Raw genomic sequence first — 23,562 nt, 5'->3', positions numbered from 1 at the left:
TATAGAAACGAGCTACGTAATTTGATAGTAGCTCGTAATTTGATCGTGTTGAATGCCTCATTCTCCTTTATTAACGGTAAGCGTTAATAGCGGTGTAGTTCCCGTTCTACTAACGTCACTAAGCTGCTTGATAGGAACTGGCGCGCGCGGCGAATAAATGCCTTACTGTCATTATGCAGCATGACTATATCATCGGCTTTTGTGAGTACTTCTTGCTCGAAAAGCTGGTCAATGAAAAGCTGCAACATTTTAGCATCACTATACTCGGGTGAATGAAAACCAAAGTGGTGATGTATGCTAAGCGCAATACGTTGGCTTTCGCTAATCAAGTCTTCAGTTGATAGCCCTGTGTCCGTCAATAGCCTAAATACAATAAAATAACGAATCAGAATAGGTTCTGCAGTACGGATCAATACCCGGTTAATATGCGAATCGACCACTTTAAGGTGCGTGTCTTCGCGAGTCAGCAATTGGTTTTCTTCGAGCCCAATACGTAGCTCCCTAAACGCAGGTGTGGTCTGAGTTTGTTTCCACGGTAAGAACAATTCTGCCCGTAGGTAGGGGTAAAGAGTTTGTAACAGCCGCGGCATGTTTTGTGGCGTAGGCTTTTCGTAACGTTTAACGAGCATTACGTAACAACCAGCAAGGACGGTTAACGAATGTAATTGGTTGCGGTAAAAACTCATTTCTCGCGCTTGGGCTTCATTGAGGCTAATGATGTGTTGGTCAGCTGTTAATTGATGGCGCTCAACGGCTAAATCAATCCATTCATTAATATCGCCTTGCGCTAGTTGGCGTGGCGCATTGGGTAGCTTACGAAGCACACAGATAAGCTGCTCAATACTTGCTATAAGCCGTGAGCGCGGTAGTGATAGTTTTGATTCTGTTAAAAGCACGGTAGCAATCAGTGCGGTTTGGTTAGCGTACAAAGCACTGTTGATATGCTGCAAAACTTGAAAACCAAGCGTATCGATTTGGGGGCGAATGGCGTTGGTTGTATCAATTGCTTGCTCTAGCAGGATGGGGTCCCCAAAACTCAGCGCCGCTTCGCCAAATTTGTGACTAAACTTGCGTAAGGTTTTAATGGCACCAAGGAAAGACTCACCACTTTTTTCAGCACCGTCGAGTTCACGTTGGTAAGTATCGCTTTCTACTAATTTGTCGTAACTAATCCATACGGGTACTAACGCTACGGGCTTGTCGGGTGACTTTGCAAAATTTTCAATTGTCATCGATAACAGGCCTGTTTTAGCTGGCAGTAATCTGCCGGTTCGGCTTCGGCCTCCCTCAATGAAGTATTCTAGCGAGTGCCCTCTGCTGGCCATGTAGGCAAGGTATTCTTTGAACAAATGCGGGTATAAATCACTCCCTTTAAAACGGCGTCGCATAAAAATGGCGCCACCGCGTTTTAAAATACTGCCTAACACAGGGACGTTTAAATTTTCGCCAGCGGCCACATGAGGGATCATAAGGCCGTGTTTATATAAAGCCCAAGACAACATGAGGTAGTCCATATGGCTTTTATGGCAGGGGAGGTACACAAGCTGGTGGTTAGCTGCGCAGGCTTGCAGTTGTTCCGTGCCTTGAATATGCACCCGGTTGTAAACTTTTCGCCATAAAAAGCTTAACAGAGGCTCTAGAACTTTGGCGGTAGAAGGGCTTAGGTTAGCCGCTATGCCATCGAGCTTGCGTCGTGCTTGGTTTTCTACTTCGTCAACGAGCTGTCCAGTGTTGGTGGCTATTAGAGCGATTTGTTGACGTATTTGTGGCGCATTAATCACGGTGTTGAGCATGGTTTCGCGGCCTGAGAGTTCTGGGCCTCTAATGGCTATACGTCTTTTCGTAAAGTGAGCGTCTAATGCTTGCTGTATTTGGTGGGCAATCACGCCTGCAGGCTGATGCGGGTGACGGTGTATTTCATCTTTAAGCGATAAAGGTTGGTCGAGTTGTAACAAGGTTTGCCGACCATTGAGCAAAATCTGAAAGCAATGGCCTATAAGGCTGTTTTCACGTTGCAGCCAGCGATTTAAGCGTTGTAGCGGTGTTAGGTTAATCCGCTCGGGAAGACGACCATGGTAAATCGATACCGGTATTAACTGGATATCAGGCGCCATAGGATCAAAACTGAGCTTCTCAACTTGTGATTCTAGGCGTTTGAGTAAGCTCGGTAAGTCATGTAAGGATAAAATACGCGCGTTAGGCACCTTATTTGAGTTGAGCTTCAAATGCTTGCGCAGCAGTAAACGATGCGAAGGCCTGCCCGATTGCAAAATATAAAGGCGTTGTTTATCCGGCTGCAATAATGCGGCCCCTTGGACGTTAGTTTTTATCCACAGGTGAATGGCTAACTTTCTGATATTCTTAACCAAATGCATAATGGTTAACCTGCTTAATAGTGCGGTGGTGGCGGCTCATCTGATGGAAGGTCTTGCCGAGTATCCACTTTTTTGAGTTGGTCATTCAAGAGAGTGATAGCCCGGCGCAGATCAGTAATTATACGATCTTGCTCGGCAATCACATCGCTAAGTTTGTCGAGTGTATCTTCTTGAAAAGCTACGCGCATTTCTAAATCTGAAATACGTTGTTCTTGATCATTTTCTGGCATTTTAATGGCCGTATCGCTGTTTATATCAGCCTTTAGTTTACAGTAAAAAGCTCATTTATGGGTAAGCTATTGAATAGTTGAGTATTATTCTGTATATCTGAGCGGTTGTTGCCTAAGCTTTGAAGGTAGCGTCTTTTATAATAGTAATTATCATGACAAGAGATATATATAAATATGAGCGGTAACTTAATTATTCGTATAGTAGCTAGTGCTGTTGCAGCATTGTTGATTCCAGTTTTGCTTAAGGCGGTTGCTGGAGTAGAAATCGGGCTAACGCCATTGGTGTTGGGTGTGTGTTTTGTAATTGTTTTAATCAGTCAACTGGTTGGTTGTCTTGGTGGAAAAAGTGCAGGTGCAGTGTCTGCTGCTGAGCATTTTGACGACGAAGAAGATGACATTGACTATGAAAATGATGACCGTGAACTGGGCACAGTAAAATGGTTTAACGTGTCAAAAGGGTTTGGTTTTATTACCCGCGAAAACGGCGATGATGTATTTGTTCACTTCCGTAACATCCGTGGTCGTGGGCATCGTTCGTTAAGTGAAGGTCAGCGTGTTCGTTTTAATGCACGTGAAAGTGATAAAGGCTTACAGGCCGAAGACGTATCAATTGTTCGTAGCTAATCGTTAGCTAACGCATTGTTACAAGAGCGGAAGTCATTTATGGCTTCCGCTTTTTTTATGCCTGTAGAATGCAGTAGCGCTATTGAATTAGGTTTTCGAGGCGTTTGATAATTGTTTCTGGGGCGACATACCCATCACTGACCCTGTAATACTGGCCTTTATCCTCATAGCGAAGGGCGGGAAATCCTTGAGCGCCCAAAGCGTGAGCAAATTCGATATTTTCTTCTAGAGTGCGTTGGGCTTCTTGGCTGGTTAACGCTGCACTAAAATCCTCTTTATTAAGACCTATGGATACGGCCAAGGCGATCAGAGTGCTGTTATCGGAAGGGTTCTTCGCATCTTGATAATAGGCCTGCTGTATTGCCTGCGTCATTAAAGCGGCTCCATTATCGAGCAGTTGTGCGGCTATGTTGACGGCACGACAGGCGGGGTATGTGCTTCTGCGTGGCGCACATGTATCCCAGAACTCTGTATTAAATGAAACACCAGTACGGGCTTCAATTTGCTGCCAGACTGAACGCAGGTGGTTTTGCATTTCTATTGGCATAGGTTCATCTGAGTCCGGTGCTAAACCACCCGTAATGTATTGAATATCCAGTTGAGGCCACTTTTCTCTAATAGCATTGATGCTCGGGTGGAAGCCGTAACACCAACTGCACATAGGGTCCATAATGTAAAAGAGTGTCATTAAAATAGCTCCGTCTGCGATGTATTGTTTAACCACGTATGTGATGGGAGTTGAAGGCTCGGCACTTGCGGGCATAAAGCTTTCAGTTGTTCATTAAAATACTGCGCCAGTTGAGGCGCGGCTTGGTTGTCGGGAGTGTGAAAAAATAAATAAGGTTTTTTCCCTTCGTGAATCCACCCAGCCACTTTTTTTATCCAAGGTGCTAAATAGTCATAGCCTAATTCGATATCTAAAGGCGTAATGAAACGAATAATAGGGCTGTTACCTGTGGCGATAACGTGCACTGGCATACGAGGTTTTGCTCGAAAAGCTTCCTGAGTAACAGGGTCATTTTTAGGGTGGGCAAAAAGTGCGCGAGTATCGAAGCTGACACGATTAACGCCATGCTGCATCAATATTTGATTAAAGCGCTTTTCATTATCGGCTTTATCAAAAAAACCGAGATTCCTGACTTCTATACCATATTCAAAGTCTGGCGCTAAGTTGCCAAGGAAGCGTGAAAGCCGTTCGAGATGTTCAGGGCTGAATTGACTATTCATCTGCAACCAAAGCACTCCCGTTTTATCACCTAGGGGCGCAATTCGGTTAAGAAATTCAGTGACTTGCCGATCACATTGGTAGAGTGCTGAATGATGAGTAATTCTTTGCGGAAATTTAAAGCAAAAAGCAAAGGGGGAGTGAGCTCTCTTTGCCCAGTCATCAATACTTTTTGTGGATGGTAGTCCGTAAAAGCTACTGTTTCCTTCTACACTGGTAAAAGCCTTAGAATAAAGAGCAAGCGCTAAGGATGAAGAGTCTGCTGTTGTATACCATGCGGGATGGTGCCACTGGGCAAGTCCTAAGTAATAAGGTGTGTGCTGATTAATCGTCATGGTCACTATGGTGCCGATTGATACGTCGAGACACAAGTCATTGAGCTGCGTTAAAGCGGAGTAAAGTTTTAAATGGATATCGCTTCTTTAGTTGGCATTATTTCAGGATTGGTCCTAATTGTATCCGCTATATTTATTGGCGGCAGTGCAGATATTTTTGTCAATGTGCCTGGCTTAATGATCGTCATTGGCGGCACGATGGCAGCAACCTTGTTGACGGTTCAATTTAAAGATGTAACCAATGCCTTTAAAGGAGCCTACATCGTCTTTACACGGGACAACACCAACCCCATTGAGATGATAGATACTATGATTAAGTTGAGTAAAATCAGCCATCGTCATGGGCTACTAAAATTAGGTGATGTAAAGACAGATTCTGCAGTGCTCAAGCGCGCCTGTAATTTGTTATCTGAGGCGGCTTCTGAGCAAGTGATTCGTAACACATTGCAAAATGAAATTGATTCCCTGCTGGCTAGGCATTTTGCGGTGCAAGACGTCTTTAGGAAAATGGGTACCTATGCTCCTGCGTTTGGGATGTTAGGAACGCTGATAGGGTTGATCCAAATGTTAAGTGAGTTAGACAACCCCGATAAGCTTGGCCCAGCCATGGCTGTTGCGTTGTTAACCACGTTTTACGGATCTGTAATGGCGACTATGATGTTTTTACCTATAGCCGGTAAGCTCAAGGCCCGCACGGTACTTGAGGTGACTAATTTAGAAATTATTCGCGAGGGCAGTATCAGCATATTGACCAATGATCATTATGCACATGTATATGAGCAGTTATCTTCGTATTTGCCAGAGCGCGAACGTAAACCTATCAATAGTGATAAAGCAGCTCCGGCAAAAGGTAAAACAAAATGACGATGAACCGGCTAGTGACAGAAGAGTCTGATCAAGGCTTTTTGACGACCTATGCTGATTTGATGACGCTGTTGTTGGTTTTCTTTGTACTCTTATTCTCGATGTCGTCACTTGAAAAAGTTGAATTTTCTAACATGGCACGTGCATTCCAAAAAGCCCTGGGTGACGATGGCGGTAGTATTGTCCCATTACCGGAGGAGCTGAAAGCCCCCACTATCACTCCTCCTGATACCTTAGAAACTGAAAATCCCAGTGAAATGGTGCCGTCAGATTTGATTGTTTCAGAACCTGAAAAGCCAATAGCTCCTGAGTTGCCCGAAAACACTGATCTGCAAGATCAAATGTACATCAGTAATAGCTTAAAAGACGTTTTTGCATCCATGGGGGTGCAAGATGACTTAACGGTTACTGACCCTAAAGATGGAAAAATACGAATTAAAGTGAATGGCTCAGTTGCGTTTGAATCAGGAGATACGGCGTTTAAGCGTGGAATGATGCCAATCATGGATAGCGTAATTGAGATTTTAGAAAAGTACCCCGAATACCACGTAGACATTCAAGGTCATACTGATAACGTGCCCATTAACACTCCTCAGTTTCCTACGAATTGGGAACTATCTGCTGTACGTGCAACAACCGTATTACGCTATTTTATGCGCGGAGGAATTCAGCCAGCTCGGGTTACTGCCACCGGATATGGTGATTCAATGCCGTTGGCTTCCAACAGCACACTGGATGGCCAAGCAGAAAATAGGCGTATAGAGTTTGTACTAGAAAAGGTGGAGGAGCCATGAAGCCTAAAATCGAAATCGATATTGATGAAGATGCAAAGCGCCGCAATTTCAGGGTAACGCCTCATGCTGATGATGCTGTTGAGCTAAAAATTGCCGGTATTAGTATGGAAATTATCAATATTTCAGCTCACGGTATTGCGTTTTTGTTCCCCGGTGATGCCAAGAAAGAAATCTACCCAATACAGCTCGCATTTACGACAGACAGGGATTATTTAATAGAATGTGATCTGCGCTTAATTCGTAAACAAAAACCAGAATATGCCGGTGAGTTCGAGAATGCCAGTGAGCGAGACATTAGCCGGATAACGTCGCTTATAGTGGAATGCCAGAAAAAGGAAATCCGCCGTGCTAATAGACCGGATGATGATGGCGAGCCTCAAACCACGGGTGATGTTGATAAATAGTGCTTGCGTATCGTAAAAAGTCTCTGTAGTATTCGCACCAAGTTGATGCGGGATGGAGCAGTCTGGTAGCTCGTCGGGCTCATAACCCGAAGGTCATAGGTTCAAATCCTGTTCCCGCTACCACTTCAAAATAGCCTAACTAAGCGTCTGAGGAATCAGTCATTTAGTTAGGCTTTTTTGTGCCTAGAGGTAGGGTGTTAGTTAGAGTCAACAGGCGGTTATAGCTTAGGCATGAACGCTTTAGGAATAACAGCTCCCTTATGTTTTATTACGGTTGATGCAAGCTTATGACCCGATGCGGCGGCATCGGCGGCGGTTCCTTGTAATAAGCGTGTCTTTAAAAATCCAGCGTTAAATGAGTCCCCAGCGGCATTTGTATCGACTATGTTGTCTACTTTTAACGCAGGTACTTCTGATACGTTGCCTTCCACTACCACGAAGCAATTGTCGGCGCCACGCTTGATGATCACTTCTCGTACATTGGCGTTAAGCGATCTTTCAATGCAAGCATCGATTGCATGCTCGCCGTATATTTCTATCTCATCATCAAATGTAAGCAGGGCGGTATCTGTCACTTGTAGCGCGCGATTATACCAATAAATCGCTTCCTCCTGTGATGGCCACAATTGTTTGCGAAAGTTGTTATCAAAGAAGACTTTGCCGCCATGTGTCTTATAGCTGCTCAAAAAGGTGAGGAGTGTTTCCCTATCTTGCTCTGACAAGATAGCTAATGAAATCCCGCTTAAATACAGTGCATCAAAGTGCATGAGTTGTTGCAACAAAGAAGGGGTTTCTTTCTGACAAAATAAATAACGGGCCGCTGAGTCATTACGCCAATAGTAAAAGCTTCTTTCACCGGTATGATCGATTTCGATGTAATAAATGCCAGGGCATTTGTCGGTTAAGCACATGACCAAATCGGTATTAATGCCTTCTTGGCGCCAGCTTTCAATCATTGAATGGCTAAAAGGGTCCATACCCAATGCAGTGACATAGTGGACTTGAATATCGTGCTGGGCTGTAAGTCGTGATAGATAAACAGCGGTGTTTAACGTATCTCCACCATAAGACTGTTTTATATCACCTTCTTTGGTTTGTAGTTCAACCATGCACTCGCCGATGCAGGCAATAGTTAATGTTGTCATAAGTTACCTATAGCCAATTTAGTCAAGAAGAAAGTCTTCACGTAATGGAGAGAAAACGTCCAGTAATATGCTGTTGTCTTCGAGCGCGACAGCCCCGTGAATAAAGTGTTTATGGGCAATGTAAGCATCACCCGCTTTGATGATTTGTTTTTGTCCGTTAACTTCTGCTTCGAAACTGCCTGCGACGACATAACCGATTTGATCGTGTATTTCATGGGCATGAGGTGTGCCGATAGCTCCTTTTTCGAAGCACACATGGACGGCCATTAAACTGTCGGTATAACCGACAATCTTACGTTTAATACCGCCGCCCAAATCATCCCAAGTATGTTGTTGTGAATTAAAAAAAGGGCTCACATCTAGCCTCCGTCGTTTTCTTTCGCTTAAGTATTATGCAGCTAGTGAAATTGATTTCTGCATTAGTGCAATTAGTCAGTAGCTGTGGATAGTTTGTTAACATTGGTTAGCTCTTCTTCTTGTCCAAAAAAGAGCCAGTGAGAGGCTCACTGGCTAAAGGAGGTGGAGAGGAGTCACCGTTTAGATTAGTTGGCCAGCCAATTTGGCAGTGTCATGGAAATAGCAGGTATAAAGGTCACTAATAGCAACGCAGCTAGCATGGCTAAATAGAAAGGCCATATGGTCCTAACTGCTTTTTGAATAGTCACGCCACCCACAACACAGCCTACGAATAAACAAGAGCCTACAGGCGGTGTGCATAACCCAAGCCCTAAATTCATCATCATCATAATGCCAAAATGGACGGGGTCCATGCCGAAGCCCACAACGATAGGCAAGAAGATCGGTGTACAAATGAGGATAAGGGCAGCCATATCCATGATCATGCCTAAAAGCAGTAGCAATAGGTTTAATAATATCAAGATGACAATCGGGTTATCCGATATGGAAGTGATAAGGTTAGACAGCACGGCAGGTACTTGATAGAAAGCGAGCATGTAACCAAACGCTGAAGCGCAGCCAATCAAAATCATTACCATGCCGGTAGTTTTTATTGACCCTGACACGGCAGCCCAAAAAGCTTTCACCGTCATCGAACGATAAACAAAGAACGCGACAATCATGGCGTAAACCGCACCAATAGCTCCTGACTCTGTTACGGTGAAGACGCCAGATAATGTACCGCCAACCACAATAATCGCGGTTATTAGGCCGGGCACTGAAGCTAAAAATGATAGCGCTAAAATCTTGAATCCAACGAAAGGCTCAGTAGGGAATTTCTTTTTGATGGCTATCCAGCGCGCGACAAAAGCGAGTAATAAACACATCAAAATACCCGGGACAATACCGGCCATAAATAGGCTAGATATTGAGATGCCTCCACCTGCAGCAACTACAAATAAAATCATATTATGGCTAGGCGGTATAACGATCCCAGCAATTGAGGACGTTACTGTAACGTTGACAGCAAAATCATCATCGTAGCCTTTCTCCTTCATGACCGGTATGAGGAGGGAGCCTAGCGCTGATATATCAGCGACGGCAGAGCCTGAAATTCCCCCAAATAACATGCTAGAGAATACGTTGACCTGCGCAAGTCCTCCACGCATCCAGCCGACCGAGGAAGAAGCAAAGCGAATAAGTCGAGCTGCTATGCCTCCATGAAGCATGAGTTCGCCCGCAAAAATAAAGAAAGGTACGGCCAGTAACGCAAAAGTCGACATACCTGCGACTATCCGTTGATAACCGACCATTAGCGGTAAGCCTTCGTACATGAATGCTGAAATAGCAGCGATGCCTAAAGCGAATGCGACAGGCACCCCCATTAACATCACGCCAGCAAAAACACCTAATAAAATAGCTAAGCCCATTTTAATTATTCTCCTGGCTAATAGGTTTGGTGCGAGTTAGGTGGTGAATAGTTCTGACCACTCGATCTAAGGAGAAAACAAATATTAATGAGCCAGAAATAATAACGGGGAAGTAGCGGGTGGCATCGCTTATGCCGAGTAACGGGATTTTCTTTGACCAAGCGAACTCCGCTAAATCGACGGCGTTGATTGCCATAAGCAATCCAAAAATGGCCATAATGATATCAGCGGCGATACCCACCAGAGCTTGACCAGATACAGGCAGCATCTGCGTTAAAATATCTACACTTAAATGCGTTCTCTCGTGTATACCCACCGCTGCGGTGAGAAAACTAATGGTAATGACGAGAAGCAAAGAGAGTTGTTCTACCCATGTTGGTGTGTCATTTAGAACATATCGACCATAAACTAACCATGCAAATGAAAACACTAAGGTAATCATTGCTAGGCCAGAGACAATGTTGGCAACCCTTTTTATGTATACAAGTAGTTTGTCGTATACATACAGAATATTCTTATTATTCATGATGTGTCTCAAAATAAAAAAAGCGAGAATGTCGTTTCTTACATTCTCGCTAGTTGACGCCTAATCGATGCTCTGAATCTCTTTAATAAAAGGTTCCAGTTCAGGGATCGCTTCAATGGCTTGAGCATAAACGGGTTTCATTGCCTCAGAAAACGCGGCCTTATCAGCTACTTCATTAAATTGAACGCCCGAGTCGATTACCAACTGGCGGCTTTCTGCTTCGCGTTTTTTCCAAAGCTCACGTTGCATAGCGACGCTTTTAGTGGCCTCTTGTTTAAGAGCAGCTTGGTCTGCTTCGGAGAGTGCTCCCCATGCCTTAGTGCTCACACATAAGCATTCAGGGATGATCAAATGCTGAGAGTTAGAATAAAACTTGGCGACTTCGTAGTGGTTAGTGGATTCGTATGACGGCCAGTTGTTCTCTGCGCCATCAACTACTCCTGTTTTTAGGCTTTGATATACTTCGTTAAAAGCCATTGGAGTCGCGTTGCCTTTTAAGGATTCGATCATGCTAACGTACAGCTCGTTATTCATGACTCGAAACTTCATTCCTTCCACATCACTCGGGTTAACAATCGGTTTTACATGGTTATAAAACGATCGAGCCCCGGCGTCATACCAGCCCAATGAAATAATGCCGTGTTTAGACATAGCTTCGCTCAAGTGCTCACCAAAAGCACCGTCCATGACACGGTGCATATGGTCTACGTCTTTGAAAATGAACGGCAATGAAAGCACATTAACTTCGGGAATCGCTGTACCCATAGGGCCAAGGTTAAAGCCTGCAAAATCAACTGAGCCAATTTGCATCATTTGAATTGCATCGCCTTGGCTTCCCAGTACTGCACCGTTGTACAAGGTGCCGGATACTCGGCCATCGGTTACTTTTTCTGCATTCTTAATGAAAGATTCAAGGGCATCCGTAATCGGGTAGTCCTTGTTGTGAATGTTCCATCCCGTCCAAGCAGACAAGGCTGAACCGGAAAAAATCAGACTGGCAATAGCGGTTGATGCAATAAGAGTTTTTCTCATTATTTTTGTCCTCTTTTTTTATTAGTTGCTTACAAAAAGCAGTTTTATAGTGAGTGGTATAAAGTTTTACCGTATCTATCGAACATTCACAATAGTGTTATTGTATTATTTTATAATATTTATTGATGTGAGAACGAGCCTCATTGCACGAAGTAAACCGTGTTGGGCGCGAAGGGTTTACACCAAGTTGCACTTAAGCTGAAAGGGCGTGGGGAGGGGAAGAATAAAAAAGCCTTTTAAAACAGTTTGGTAGGGATGATTAAAAGGCTTGATAGGGTAAATAGGCGTGTTAAGCGATGCTCTTTTCTGGAAGCCGGTGCTTGTTGGATTGGAGATGATCTAGGGAGGCTTCTTTAGCAAGCTTTGCATTGCCCGCCATAATAGCTTCGTAGATTAACCGGTGCTCATCAAGACAAACGTCCCCGTCTCTGGAAGAGTGAATAATAAACGTTTCAAACATGGTAGTAAGAATGTTACCGAAGGGGAGGTAAAAGTCATTATTGGTCGAGTTAAAGATTAGTCGATGGAACTTCAAATCGACCGCTGTCCAAGCCTTCTGGTTAAAATTTTCTGCGATTTTGACCATTTTTTGAAAGGTTTCCGACAGCTCTATTCGTTGTTCAGCCGTTGCGTTAACTGCAGCTAATGCGCAGGCTTCAGGTTCTACAGCGCGTCTTAGCCCCAAAAACTGCAAACAAAACTCTTCAGAGTCACTAAGGCCTTCCATCCACTCAATGAGTTGAGGGTCTAAAAAATTCCAATAAGCCCGGTTAACAACTTTAGTGCCAATTTTAGGGCGTGATTCTAATAAACCCTTTGAAGTTAGTAATTTTATTGCTTCACGCAGTGCTGTTCGGCTTACACCAAACTGCTCACACAATGCCATTTCGCTAGGAACTATAGACCCCTGAGCTAATTCGCCCGATAAAATTCGACGCGCAATTGTACGTGCAACTTGCACATGCAAACTTCTTGACGAGGTGGAAATGGTACTGAAATTATTAGTCATAATGTCCTTTACTGGGAGGTAGCAGTCAATTTTTTGTCAATAAATAACACAAATTGCCAAGATAGCTAACAAATTTTAGCACAGGAGTGCGTACCTTCCCTTAATTTCCCGCACTTTTTGTATGTTTAAATCTGAATTCTAGCCATAAGAATCAGGTATTTTGTGGGAGCGCTAGTACCCAGCAGACCATTAACTTCTGCTTTTTTGCCAAAATAATAAAAAAAATCGATTTGTCCTGGTAATGGCTTGTAGTCTGAAAATTTTAAATTTATATTAGCCATATTGTAGTACAAATAAAAATAAATTAAGGAGTATGTAATGTTTGGTGATTTAGTAGGTAAGCGAGTTCTTATTACAGGCTCTACAGCTGGTATTGGTTTAGCCGTTGCGAAATTGTTTGCTCATAAAGGGGCAAAAGTGGCCATTAATGGTCGAGCCTTGAGCCCAGCGGCCGAGTCGGCTTTGAAAGAAGTACGTGAGCTAGGTAATGAAGGCGATGTGATTTTTATTCCCGCGGATCTAACCCAATCGAGTGAATGTGAGAAGCTGGTAAATAGTTTTGTAGCGGAGTTTGGTGGCATTGATGTGCTAATCAATAATGCGGGAGGCCTCGGAGGCCGTTCGAGTTTAGAAGATATTGATGATGCGTTTTATGACAAGGTTATGGATCTCAATGCTCGGTCGGCATTAATGGTTACACGGTATTCTATCCCTTACCTTCGTTCTTCAGCGGCAGAGTCAGGCACCACGGCTTCGGTTATTAGTACTGGCTCAATAGCGGGTCGCGAAGGTGGCGGTTTAGGGGCCAGCTTATATGCCGCTTCTAAAGCTTGGTTACACAATGTTCATCGTAATTGGGTCAAAGAGTACACTAAGGATAATATCCGTTTTAACATTATCGCCCCCGGTACAATCGACACTGATTTCCATGCTGATAAGAGTGACGAATTAAAAGAGAAAATTGCATCAACGATTGCTTTTGGTCGCTTTGGTTTATCAGAAGAAATGGCCCCGTCATTTGCATTTTTTGCGTCTCATAACTGCAGTGGGTATATCACAGGACAAATCCTCGATGTTAACGGTGGACAGATGTGTCCATAAGCTGAGTTAGCATGTTTATTACTTATTCAGCGGCCGATCGCTGGATAAGTAATCTTTTTGTAAACAAAGCTTGCGTACTGGTTAACTGGTCTGTAGTATTCGCCCCAAGTTGATGCGGGATGGAGCAGTCTGGTAGCTCGTCGGGCTCATAACCCGAAGGTCATAGGTTCAAATCCTGTTCCCGCTACCACTTCAAAATAGCCTAACTAAGGGTCTGAGAAATCAGTTTTTTAGTTAGGCTTTTTTGTGCTTTTTTATCAGCGCTCCAGCTCTTTTACAACGCTTAATCCTCCATGTATTGCCCTTCCCATACTGCCATTAAAGATCGTGGTCCATGATGGTTCGATTTCATCAATACTTGAGTTCAGTTTTAAGGACTTGTTCTGGTTTTCTTTTCTGTTAGCGTTAATGCGAATAAAAATAAATAATCATCAGTACTGGGTAATTCTATGATTGATAACAATCGCAGCAATGGCGTTAGCCCGTTGTCTTTTTTTAAGCCGCGTTTCAATGTTCCAAAGCTTTGCGCGGGAGTAGTCGCGGCATCATTAATAAGCTTATCTGCTACATCGCAAGCTGAATCAAACAGTGAGGATACACGCCCTAATATTTTGGTCATTATGGCTGACGATTTGGGGTATTCTGATTTAAGTGCATTTGGTAGTGAAATCCAGACGCCCAACATCGATTCATTAGCCTCGACAGGTCGAATGCTAACAAACTTCCACACAGCTGCTGTTTGCTCACCAACACGTGCAAGTTTGATGACGGGAGTTGATCATCACTTGGCGGGCTTAGGGAATATGGCTGAGGTTGTTGGTCTTAATATTGTCAGGGATAAACCGCTAAGTGCTCCGTGGGGCCAGTCGAATACATACACATTTGACAACATACCAGACGGCTATCGCGGTTACATAAGCGAGAAGACGGTTACTATGCCGGAGCTATTGTCTGATGCTGGCTATCATACTTACATGGTCGGCAAGTGGCACTTGGCCTTTGATGTGTTGGCCCCAACCCAAAAGCAAAAGCGTTGGTATAGATTGAAAGAAAGCGCTTTGCCTTATGCGCGCGGTTTTGAAAAATCTTTTTCTTTGGTTGACGGAGCGGGAGCTCACTATGCGCCGCCACAAATCCCTACGCCGCTTGATTTAACTCTTTATGCTGAGGATGACCGAGTTTTTCCTGCTAAAGAGTTACCTAAAGATTTTTACTCAACTGAATTTTTTACGGATAAATTGTTAAGTTACATCGATGCGAGTCAGGAAGATGGCAAACCGTTTTTTGCGTATGCGGCATACACTGCCCCGCATTGGCCTTTACAAGCACCACAAGACTTTATCGATGAGCAAAAAGGGCGCTATGATGAAGGATATGAGGTTGTTAAAGAAAAACGACTAGCTCGGATGCAAGAGCTGGGCTTGCTAAAAAATGTATCAGAGCCTAGCCCTGGGGCTATAGGTCCGAAAAGCTGGAACGATCTAACCCCAGAGGAGCAGCAAAAAGAAGCAAAGGCTATGGAAATTTATGCGGCGATGGTGACCAACTTAGATCATCATGTTGGCCGGTTGATTTCTCATCTCAAAGACATAGGTGAATATGATAATACATTCATTATTTTTATGTCTGATAATGGAGCCGAGGCGGCACCAGCGTTTATGTTGCCGATACCGGGGACACAAGTTGATGAGTCGCTAGAGAACATGGGAAAACCAGGCTCAGTTGTCGCTTACGGTCCGCGTTGGGCTGAAGTGAGCTCGGCGCCATTCCGCTTTTTTAAAGGGTTTACCGGTGCGGAAGGTGGAACTGCGTCTCCGTTGATTGTTAAGTTGAATCATCAAGCTGAGCAGCGGCCGACTTCTGATGCTCGTTTGCAAGTAACGGATATTTTCCCGACGGTGTTAGACGTTGCAGGAGTTGAGGTGCCGGGTTCAGTGTATAAAGGCAAAGAAATTTTTGAGCCTAAAGGAGTTTCTTTCCTCTCAAGCTTACAAAAGCCTGAAGCGTTTTCTGCAGTCCACCCTGAAGGAACGGTATTTGCTGACGAATTGATAGGTGCTAGTTATGTTGTGAAGGATAACTGGAAATTAGCCCAGCAGGCTCCATTATCGAAAACGCCAGTCTTCAGGAAAGATGTACCATTTTCACTGTACGACTTATCCACGGATAGGGCGGAAACTCGGGACTTGTCGGCTACTCATCCTGAGGTTGTCGAGCAGATGAAACAAGCCTATCAAGTTTATCTTCGTGATAATAATGTGTTAGAACATGCCGCTTCGGCAAATGGGCGATAGGTTAATATCTTGATACAGACGGGATTGATCTGATGGTGCGAATTAATAACTTTGGCGTGATGGCTAAGCCGAGCAGCTCGGTGTGTAATATTGATTGCTCTTATTGCTTCTATTTGGAAAAAGAGAAGTTATATCCAAATAGGAAAAAACAATGGCGCATGAATCACGACACATTAGAGAATTATATTCGTGATCAGATTCAATCCCAAAAAAGCGAGGTTGTTGAGTTTGTGTGGCAAGGTGGTGAGCCGACCTTGCTTGGTCTTGATTTCTTTCGTCAAGCAGTTGATTTTCAAGAAAAATACAAAGGCTTTAAACGCATTGTAAATTCGTTGCAAACAAATGGGACGTTAATTGATGCGCAATGGGCCTCTTTTTTTAAAGAACACCAATTTTTGATTGGTATATCAATTGATGGTGATCGGATTAGTAATGATACCTATCGTCTATCGCGTAAAGGGAAAAGCACTTTTGACGAAACGCTTAAAGGTATTGAGTTGCTCAAACAATATCAGGTGGATTTTAATACCCTCACAGTTGTAAATGCCGAAAATGTGAAACGTCCCTTAAATGTCTATGCTTTTCTTAAGCGTATTGGCAGCCAATACATGCAGTTCATTCCTTTAGTAGAGCGCAAAGCGGTTTTGCCCGACAGTAACGGACTTACACTGATCCAGCCTACCTTCAACGGCGAGTCAAACTTGGCCGAATGGTCTGTGCCTGCTAAGGCTTATGGTTCATTTCTCAATGCGATTTTTGATCACTGGATTAAAAATGATCTAGGGAAAATATTTGTGATGAACTTTGAGCAAACGATGAGCCAAATGGCGGGGCGTCCAGGCGCTTGCGTCTTTAGCGAAACGTGCGGCAATGGACTTGCAATGGAATCCAATGGTGATGTGTACTCGTGCGATCATTACGTATATCCAGAACATAAGCTGGGTAATGTAAATCAAACGTCGTTAATTGATTTAGTCAATTTGCCGCAAAATCTCCAGTTTGGACAAGATAAATTGACTAATATTAGTACGGACTGCTTAGCGTGTGAGGTCCGCCATGTGTGTCATGGCGGTTGCCCTAAGCATCGGTTTGAAGTGTCTAGCGATGGACGTCAAAATCGCAATTACTTATGTGAAGGTTTTAAAGTCCATTTTTCCCACGCTGTTCCACGCATGGCCGACACGTTAGAGATGTTGCACCATCAATTACCTATTAAAAAAGTAAAGCAAGAAATTAAGAAACGATTTTATTCTTAACTGCTTTCGTCCACTCAAGGTTGCCGGTTGCGTAGCGTCTATCCCTAGGGCGCTTTAGACCTTTTGCTCTAAGTCCATATTGGTTGTTGCTTCCCTTAGCGTTTGAATCAACCACATTAATCCTTCGTCATTATTTCTATACTGATGCCACTGAACAGACTGCTTCATCGGTGGTATATCAAAGGGTAATGCCAGTATTTTCAGAGGCCAAACTTTTGACATTTTTTGGGCCAGCCTCGCGTGTATCGTTGCAATATTTTCAGAACCAATCACTAAGGCAGGGAGAGACGCAAAGCTTGAAGTGGTAGCCACTAATCGGCGATTTATATTGTATTTTGGCGCAAAAACGGTTTCAAAGAAGTCCTTTTTAACAGCAGCGGGTCGCATCAAAACATGACCGGCTTCTGCATATTTTTCGGGTGTGAGTTCTCCCTTTGCTATTTGGCTGTGCTTCCATACAACGCAAACAAACTCCTCTTCGTGTAGTACCTCACTGGTATGTTGCTTGGAAACAAAGTTTGAAGGGATGATTAATAAGTCAGCTGTGCCTTGCTCGAGTTGTTCGTCAGGCTTTTCGACTTGGGCTAAGAACTCAAAACGAGCCGTACTTTTCTGTTTGCCCACAAGTTCTAACACATGCGGGGCCAAAACTGTTTGTGTGTAATCTGAGCAGTAAATGCTAAAGATGCGGTCGGTGGTTTGGGGGTTGAAACTAGGTTGAATAAGAATAGTACTTTCTATGTTGTACAGCGCATTACGTACTTGCACCTTTAAGTTTTCGCCCAGTGGGGTAATCACCATTTTCCTACCAATTTGCGTTAGTAAATCGTCTTCAAAGTATTCCCTTAGCCGAGATAAGGAGTTGCTTAACGCGGATGGGCTCATGTTTAACTTTTGCGCACCTTTCGTGATGCTTTGCTCAGAAAGAAGTGTATCCAATGCTACTAGCAAATTGAGATCAAGTTTTTTAAAACGCATGAAAAAACTCCGAATTTATTATTTTTATCGTTCGATGGTATCGAATGGTTGATTCAGTTTAAAGGGTTTTTCTGAAAGGTTGAAGTCAATTAAATTGTAAGCTTCCTAAATGATAAAAATAAAATACAGAGGAATGCAGGTGAATATAATGACTAAAACGCCGTTTAGGCTAAAGTTAGTTGCTTTAGCTATTGCCTCAAGTGCGAGCAGTGCATACGCCTTTAATTTTGAGACAGGTAACCCTGACCTTAGAATTAGTTTGGATAACACCATCAAATACAGTACATCATTTCGTGTTAAAGATGCCTCAGCGGCCTTAACTGATGGTGACTCTAATAAAAACCAAAATGATGGTAACAATAACTTTGATAAAGGCATGGTGTCTAACCGTCTCGATTTATTAACTCAGTTTGATGCTTCGTATAAAGATAGGTTTGGTGTGCGCGTTACTGGTGCTGCTTGGTACGATGATGTCTACCATGGTTCGACTGATAACGACAATGTAGATGGCACATCTAATCATACACCCGCGAAGGAATTCTCCGACAAGGCAGAAGAGGTGATGGGGGGTGATGCCGAAATTCTAGATGCTTTCGTGTATGCACGCTTCCCTTTTGTAGATGGAATGGATGGGACGATCCGAATTGGTCGGCACACCTTGCTGTGGGGTGAAAGTTTATTCTATGGCGGTAATGGCATTGCTGGTGGTCAAGGGCCTGTAGATGTCGTTAAGTTATCATCTGTCCCAAATTCTCAATTCAAAGAAACACTCCGTCCTACCGGTAAAGTGTCTTTAGATGTTCCTTTATCAGAATCTATGTCGTTAGGTGCTTATGTTGGATATGAGTGGGAAAAATCTCGTTTGTTACCGGCAGGCGCATTTTTGTCGGCAGGTGATGCATTAGAAGGCGAGCGAATTAATACCTTTGGTCCTTTTGCGTTTATTAATGAACACGATATGGATGCATCTGATTCAGGGCAATACGGTATCCAGTTGCGCTATTCAGATTTTGATACTGAGACTGACTATGGTCTCTATGCTACTCGTTATCATGCAACCGCTCCGAGTAATAACTACTTTATGCCGACAGGCCCAGGTTCGGGTACTTACCGCTGGGTATTTGCTGAAAACATTGAAGCTTATGGTTTCAGTGTTGCAAAAACCGTGGGCCGTTGGAGTTTGGCCGGGGAGGTTTCGTATCGTCGTAACACTCCATTAGCCAGTAAAGGTCAGACATTCGACGTACCTAACCAGTACGACAACAATAAAAACCCAGGCTACGCCGTGGGTGAAACCGCTCATGCGCAGTTTAGCTGGATCGCGAACGTACCTTCTTTTATTGCTCAGGAAGCTTCTTTTCTTGGTGAAATTGCTTGGAATACCCGCCTTAAAACAACTGAAAATGCAGACATGTTAAACACTAATGCTGATAAATCAGCTATTGGTATGAGACTCGTTTATCGACCTACCTATAGGCAGGTATTTGATGGGCTGGATTTAACACCGTCTATTGGTATTAGCCGTACTTGGGGTAAATCTTCTGCTATAGGGCCTGCTTTTGGTGTTGATGGCGGCGGCGATATCAACATTGGCGTGAATGCATTGTACTTGAATAAATGGAATGCCTCGCTGAATTTCGTTTCTTATTATGGCCCGAAAGGCGCCTTCTTGGATGACGAGGGCTCACCACCAAAAGCTCAATATAAACAGGCTCTTAAAGACCGAAACTTTATCTCCGCTTCTATAAGCACCACTTTCTAATTTTGGAGAATGCAATGAATAACAATAAAAAACATCCTCTTAGTGTTCTTGTAGCATCTACGGTACTAGGTTGTTTTTCAATGATGGCTCACGCCGCTGTTAGCCCGGAAGAAGCGGCGCGATTAGGGGCTGATCTAACCCCTTTTGGGGCTGAAAAAGCAGGCAATGCTGACGGATCTATCCCTGCATGGACAGGGGGCTTTAACCAAAAAATACCTGGAGAAGTAGCAGGAGGTAAGCGGGCAGATCCTTTTAAAGATGAAAAACCCCTTTATTCGGTTACGTTCAGCAATATGGATCAGTATGCAGATAAGTTGAGCGATGGCATTAAAGCAATGCTGAAAAAGTATCCCGACTCTTATCGGCTTGATGTTTATCCTACGCATCGAACGGCGGTGGCTCCAGATTGGGTTTACGACTTCACGGCTCAGAATGCGCAAAAAGCGACCCTAGACGGCCATAATATTTCTGGGGCCTATGGGGGGGTTCCATTCCCAATTCCACAAAGTGGTTTGGAAGTAATTAACAACCACCGTCTGTCGTGGAAAGGAAGTAGCTGGGAAACTGAAATCAATCAGTATCAAATTACTTCCAATGGCAAGGTTGTATTAACGACTGATGGTTTTCTAAAAAACCAAATGCCTTATTACTTTAAAGACGGCAGTAGTGACAGCTTTGATGGCTACTTTTGGGAAGTTAATTTAGAAAACTATGGCCCGCCAATCCGTGCTGGTGAGCGAATAGTCGGTCGTACAAATATAGATGCTGACAAAAGCCAATCTTATGTTTATTTGTCCGGTCAGCGACGTGTTCGTAAGCTGCCCAATGCCTGTTGCGATACGCCAACCCCTGCGACAGCTGGTCTGATGTCGTTTGATGAGTTAAGCGTTTTCTCGGGTAAAACAGAGCTCTTTAATTGGAAGTTATTAGGCAAAAAAGAGCTGCTGATCCCTTACAACATGAATCGCTTTTTGCAATATAGCGATGAGGATCTCATCACCGGCAATCACTTGAATCCAGAAGCCGTTCGCTGGGAGCTGCACCGTGTTTGGGTGGTTGAGGCAACCTTGGCTGAAGGCAAGCGCCATCAGGCCGTGCGCAGTGTTTATTATGTTGACGAAGACACTTGGCAAGCGTCCTTGGGAGATCGCTGGGACTCGAACGGTGATCTGTGGAAAACGTTGTATCAGTTCAACTATGTAATGCCTGATTTCCCAGGAACAATTGCGCGGACGATGGGGTTCTATAACCTCCTTTCTGGAGAAGCTTACCTAGCCAACGTTATGAATGAGAAGAAGTTTCAAAGCAGACCCGTTGAGCGCCTTCCAACCTCAACGTTTACAGGGCAGGGTTTGGCTAGGCAAGGTACCCGATAAAGCTGAGCTAGTTTAGTAGTGAAATACATCTAGGTTGTAACGTTTTCATCTCCCCCTTCGTGATTACGTTGCTTCCTAGGTTTTCCTTGGCTTTCAAACACAAATTTTATCCTGAAGCTTTTACGCCTTTTAGTCTCACTTTTTTGGAGTTTTTATGTTTCGTTATTTCCCTACCAACTACCCTTGGGATTTATCCATTAACCTTGCCTTAGAAATGGGCGCTCGTATTGGTGAAATCCAAGAAATGTGTGCGCCATTGCAAGAGGCAGCAAAGGCTAAAGATGCCGCGGGTTCAAAAGCGTTTCGTGAAAGCTGGGAGCGCATGGCTGATAAATTGTGTGAGCTCGCAGCAGAAGATGAAGAACGGGGTCGTTTAATTTCAGCGGGTGACAAATATGGCCGCGCCGCTACCTACTATTTAACGGCTGAGCGCCTGCAAGGTCATGGTTCTCCTGGTCGTGAAGCGCTTTATCAGCGTTTCTTGAGCATTTTCGCGCGGGGACTTGAGCTCTCAAAAGAAAACTGTGAACGCGTTGAGATTCCTTATGAAGGTAAGCATCTTTCTGCATTGTATGTACGTGCCGAAGGTGTTGAGGGTAAAGCTCCTATCTTGGTGCAAGTGAATGGTCTGGACTCAACCAAAGAAATGAAATACCGCGTTGGCATGCCTCGTTGGCTAGCTCAGCGCGGTGTCTCCTCCCTTATTGTGGACCAACCCGGCACGGGTGAAGCCATTCGCTTACATGGGCTAACCGCCCGCTACGACAGCGAGCATTGGGCTAGCCGTGTTGTTGATTGGTTGGAAGCGCGAGATGAAATTGATGCTAAACGCATTGGCATGGAAGGTGTTTCATTAGGCGGTTACTACTGTCCGCGTGCGGTTGCATTTGAACCTCGCTTTGCTTGTGGTGTTGTTTGGGGCGCTAACCATGATTGGCGTGATGTCCAAAAACGTCGTCTTGAAAAAGAAGGCAGCTTCCCTGTTCCTCATTATTGGGAACATGTGCGTTGGGTGTGGGGTGCAAAAGATATGGATGAGTTCATGGAAATTGCTGAAAACGTACACCTAGATGGTGTGTTAGATCGCATAAAAGTCCCGTTTCTTGTTACTCACGGTGAAAAAGATTCTCAGATCCCTTTGAAATGGGCTCATCGTACTTACGAACAACTCATTAATAGCCCAAAGCGTGAGCTAAAAATTTTTACGGACCGTGAAGGCGGGGTACAGCACTCTAGCTTTGATAACTCCGCAAATGCAGGAGCATATATCGCGGATTGGGTGGCAGAGACGTTACAAGGTCATACGGCCTAAGGATAATAAAAATGAAGATTGTAGGGTTAGAAACCATTATTTTTGGTGTCGACGATGTGGCAGCATGCTCAACGTTTTTAACAGATTACGGCTTAATCCCGGTAGGTGTTACAGAAGCGGGTGGCCGCTTTGAAGCCTTAGACGGAACTGCGGTTGTATTGGCCCATACTGATGATGATAGCTTGCCTGCCAGCATAGGCAATGGCTGTATGATGCGTAAAACGGTTATGGGTGTCGCTGACGAAAGCACTATAGAGGCTATTCGTGTTGAGTTGAGTAGAGACCGAGACGTACGTCAGCTGGCTGACGGTTCTATTGAATCAACTGATGATTCTGGGTTTGTGATTGGCTTCCAAGTAACACAGCGTAAAGCAGTTAATTTATCAGGCGAGATAGCCAATGTACCTGGCTCACCTTTCCAAAGGCCAGTTAATCATCGCGCTATAAATACTGAAGCGGGCCCAATTAGGCCACGCACGTTATCACACATCGTTTACTTTGTTCCTGACCCAGTTAAGGCTGAAGCGTTTTATGTAGAGCGCTTAGGTTTTCGATGCACCGACCGCTTTGAGGGAGCTGGGCCGTTTTTGCAGCCAGCCGGAACGCTCGATCATCACACGCACTTCTTAATTGGCGCTCCTCCTTTCATGAAAGGTGTAGAGCATTTCACATTCCATTTTGGCGGTCCAACAGAAGTAATGCAGAACGGATCTCAATTTGTTGAGAAAGGTTACCAAGCATTTTGGGGGCCTGGTCGTCATATATTTGGTTCTAATTGGTTCTGGTATTTCAATAGCCCGTTTGGGTGTCATATTGAAATGGATGCAGATATGGACCTACATGATCATAACTGGGAGCCGCGTACTTCGCCTATGGGTGCGGACGCATCGCAAGCATTTTTACTGCGCTACCGTGAAAAATGGTCGCCGGGCAAAGATACACCACACAATGGAGATTATGATTAGTAAGAACCAAATAGCTATAAAAAAAGGTTTGAAATAGGCTGTTTAAGGTAGCTTGGGATGCACTGGCTACCTTAAAAAAAGAAGCCTCCAACAGTAAATGACTGTTGCCACAAGATAACAATAAACAAA

At 44.1% G+C, this 23,562-nt stretch carries 22 protein-coding genes and 2 tRNA genes; 13 read left to right on the top strand and 11 right to left on the bottom strand.

Annotated elements, in window-relative coordinates:
- Positions 1-83 precede the first annotated feature (83 nt).
- A complete protein-coding gene (locus BS617_RS11645) occupies positions 84-2,375 on the bottom strand; it encodes a 1-acyl-sn-glycerol-3-phosphate acyltransferase (protein ID WP_075172965.1) in 2,292 nt (763 codons plus the stop codon).
- Positions 2,376-2,389: 14 nt separating this feature from the next.
- Positions 2,390-2,605, bottom strand: a complete 216-nt coding sequence (locus tag BS617_RS11640) for a SlyX family protein (RefSeq protein ID WP_075172964.1) — start codon at positions 2,603-2,605, stop codon at positions 2,390-2,392.
- A gap of 174 nt (positions 2,606-2,779) precedes the next feature.
- Here BS617_RS11640 and BS617_RS18480 point away from each other — a divergent pair, with 174 nt between their 5' ends.
- On the top strand, positions 2,780-3,229 hold the full coding sequence (locus BS617_RS18480) for a cold-shock protein (RefSeq protein ID WP_075172963.1): 450 nt from the start codon (positions 2,780-2,782) through the stop codon (positions 3,227-3,229).
- Between the two features lie 79 nt (positions 3,230-3,308).
- Here the strand turns inward: BS617_RS18480 and BS617_RS11630 are convergent, their stop codons facing one another.
- Positions 3,309-3,917, bottom strand: coding sequence for a DsbA family protein (locus tag BS617_RS11630; protein ID WP_075172962.1), 609 nt, complete (start codon positions 3,915-3,917; stop codon positions 3,309-3,311).
- On the bottom strand, positions 3,917-4,789 hold the full coding sequence (locus BS617_RS11625) for a DUF72 domain-containing protein (RefSeq protein WP_075172961.1): 873 nt from the start codon (positions 4,787-4,789) through the stop codon (positions 3,917-3,919). The genes BS617_RS11630 and BS617_RS11625 overlap by 1 nt, the downstream gene beginning before the upstream one ends.
- A gap of 72 nt (positions 4,790-4,861) precedes the next feature.
- On the opposite strand from BS617_RS11625, the gene BS617_RS11620 reads away from it, so the two are divergent.
- The 4 genes from BS617_RS11620 to BS617_RS11605 all read left to right on the top strand — a co-directional run bounded on the left by BS617_RS11620 (position 4,862) and on the right by BS617_RS11605 (position 6,974).
- Entirely contained in the window at positions 4,862-5,653 is a 792-nt protein-coding gene (locus tag BS617_RS11620; protein WP_075172960.1) for a motility protein A, read from the top strand.
- Positions 5,650-6,447 carry an OmpA family protein gene (locus BS617_RS11615; protein WP_075172959.1) on the top strand — a complete coding sequence of 266 codons (798 nt, stop codon included), beginning with the start codon at positions 5,650-5,652 and terminating at the stop codon, positions 6,445-6,447. Before BS617_RS11620 ends, BS617_RS11615 begins: the two co-directional genes overlap by 4 nt.
- On the top strand, positions 6,444-6,851 hold the full coding sequence (locus BS617_RS11610) for a PilZ domain-containing protein (RefSeq protein WP_075172958.1): 408 nt from the start codon (positions 6,444-6,446) through the stop codon (positions 6,849-6,851). The genes BS617_RS11615 and BS617_RS11610 overlap by 4 nt, the downstream gene beginning before the upstream one ends.
- Positions 6,852-6,897: 46 nt before the next feature.
- Positions 6,898-6,974, top strand: a tRNA-Met gene (locus BS617_RS11605).
- 95 nt (positions 6,975-7,069) lie between these two features.
- Here BS617_RS11605 and kdgK read toward each other — a convergent pair.
- The 6 genes from kdgK to BS617_RS11575 form a co-directional block, all read right to left on the bottom strand.
- Positions 7,070-7,996, bottom strand: coding sequence for a 2-dehydro-3-deoxygluconokinase (gene kdgK, locus BS617_RS11600; protein ID WP_075172957.1), 927 nt, complete (start codon positions 7,994-7,996; stop codon positions 7,070-7,072).
- Positions 7,997-8,014: 18 nt separating this feature from the next.
- On the bottom strand, positions 8,015-8,353 hold the full coding sequence (locus BS617_RS11595) for a cupin domain-containing protein (protein WP_075172956.1): 339 nt from the start codon (positions 8,351-8,353) through the stop codon (positions 8,015-8,017).
- A 185-nt stretch (positions 8,354-8,538) separates the two neighbouring features.
- Complete coding sequence (locus BS617_RS11590) at positions 8,539-9,822, bottom strand: TRAP transporter large permease (RefSeq protein WP_075172955.1); 1,284 nt, start codon at positions 9,820-9,822, stop codon at positions 8,539-8,541.
- A 1-nt stretch (position 9,823) separates the two neighbouring features.
- Positions 9,824-10,348: a TRAP transporter small permease gene (locus BS617_RS11585; RefSeq protein WP_075172954.1), complete on the bottom strand. Its 525-nt coding sequence runs from the start codon at positions 10,346-10,348 to the stop codon at positions 9,824-9,826.
- Positions 10,349-10,408: 60 nt separating this feature from the next.
- Positions 10,409-11,380, bottom strand: coding sequence for a TRAP transporter substrate-binding protein (locus BS617_RS11580; protein WP_075172953.1), 972 nt, complete (start codon positions 11,378-11,380; stop codon positions 10,409-10,411).
- 289 nt (positions 11,381-11,669) lie between these two features.
- Positions 11,670-12,389, bottom strand: coding sequence for a FadR/GntR family transcriptional regulator (locus BS617_RS11575; protein ID WP_075172952.1), 720 nt, complete (start codon positions 12,387-12,389; stop codon positions 11,670-11,672).
- A 318-nt stretch (positions 12,390-12,707) separates the two neighbouring features.
- Here BS617_RS11575 and BS617_RS11570 point away from each other — a divergent pair, with 318 nt between their 5' ends.
- The 4 genes from BS617_RS11570 (at position 12,708) to BS617_RS11555 (ending at position 17,040) form a co-directional block, all read left to right on the top strand.
- A complete protein-coding gene (locus tag BS617_RS11570; protein WP_075172951.1) occupies positions 12,708-13,490 on the top strand; it encodes an SDR family NAD(P)-dependent oxidoreductase in 783 nt (260 codons plus the stop codon).
- Positions 13,491-13,603: 113 nt separating this feature from the next.
- Positions 13,604-13,680, top strand: a tRNA-Met gene (locus BS617_RS11565).
- Between the two features lie 259 nt (positions 13,681-13,939).
- On the top strand, positions 13,940-15,784 hold the full coding sequence (locus BS617_RS11560) for an arylsulfatase (RefSeq protein WP_083610011.1): 1,845 nt from the start codon (positions 13,940-13,942) through the stop codon (positions 15,782-15,784).
- A gap of 32 nt (positions 15,785-15,816) precedes the next feature.
- Positions 15,817-17,040 carry an anaerobic sulfatase maturase gene (locus BS617_RS11555; RefSeq protein WP_075172950.1) on the top strand — a complete coding sequence of 408 codons (1,224 nt, stop codon included), beginning with the start codon at positions 15,817-15,819 and terminating at the stop codon, positions 17,038-17,040.
- A 54-nt stretch (positions 17,041-17,094) separates the two neighbouring features.
- On the opposite strand, the gene BS617_RS11550 is transcribed toward BS617_RS11555, so the two are convergent.
- Complete coding sequence (locus tag BS617_RS11550) at positions 17,095-18,018, bottom strand: LysR family transcriptional regulator (RefSeq protein ID WP_075172949.1); 924 nt, start codon at positions 18,016-18,018, stop codon at positions 17,095-17,097.
- A gap of 148 nt (positions 18,019-18,166) precedes the next feature.
- On the opposite strand from BS617_RS11550, the gene BS617_RS11545 reads away from it, so the two are divergent.
- The 4 genes from BS617_RS11545 (at position 18,167) to BS617_RS11530 (ending at position 23,433) form a co-directional block, all read left to right on the top strand.
- Positions 18,167-19,780: a DUF1302 domain-containing protein gene (locus tag BS617_RS11545; RefSeq protein ID WP_249263600.1), complete on the top strand. Its 1,614-nt coding sequence runs from the start codon at positions 18,167-18,169 to the stop codon at positions 19,778-19,780.
- Between the two features lie 14 nt (positions 19,781-19,794).
- Positions 19,795-21,156: a DUF1329 domain-containing protein gene (locus tag BS617_RS11540; RefSeq protein WP_075172947.1), complete on the top strand. Its 1,362-nt coding sequence runs from the start codon at positions 19,795-19,797 to the stop codon at positions 21,154-21,156.
- Positions 21,157-21,310: 154 nt separating this feature from the next.
- Entirely contained in the window at positions 21,311-22,468 is a 1,158-nt protein-coding gene (locus BS617_RS11535; RefSeq protein WP_075172946.1) for an alpha/beta hydrolase family protein, read from the top strand.
- 11 nt (positions 22,469-22,479) lie between these two features.
- Positions 22,480-23,433 (top strand): VOC family protein, encoded by a 954-nt coding sequence (locus BS617_RS11530; RefSeq protein ID WP_075172945.1) that lies wholly within the window; start codon positions 22,480-22,482, stop codon positions 23,431-23,433.
- Positions 23,434-23,562 lie beyond the last annotated feature (129 nt).

Source organism: Neptunomonas phycophila (genome assembly GCF_001922575.1).
In the GTDB taxonomy this organism is placed as follows: domain Bacteria; phylum Pseudomonadota; class Gammaproteobacteria; order Pseudomonadales; family Balneatricaceae; genus Neptunomonas; species Neptunomonas phycophila.
This window is presented reverse-complemented; position numbering and strand designations above follow the sequence as displayed.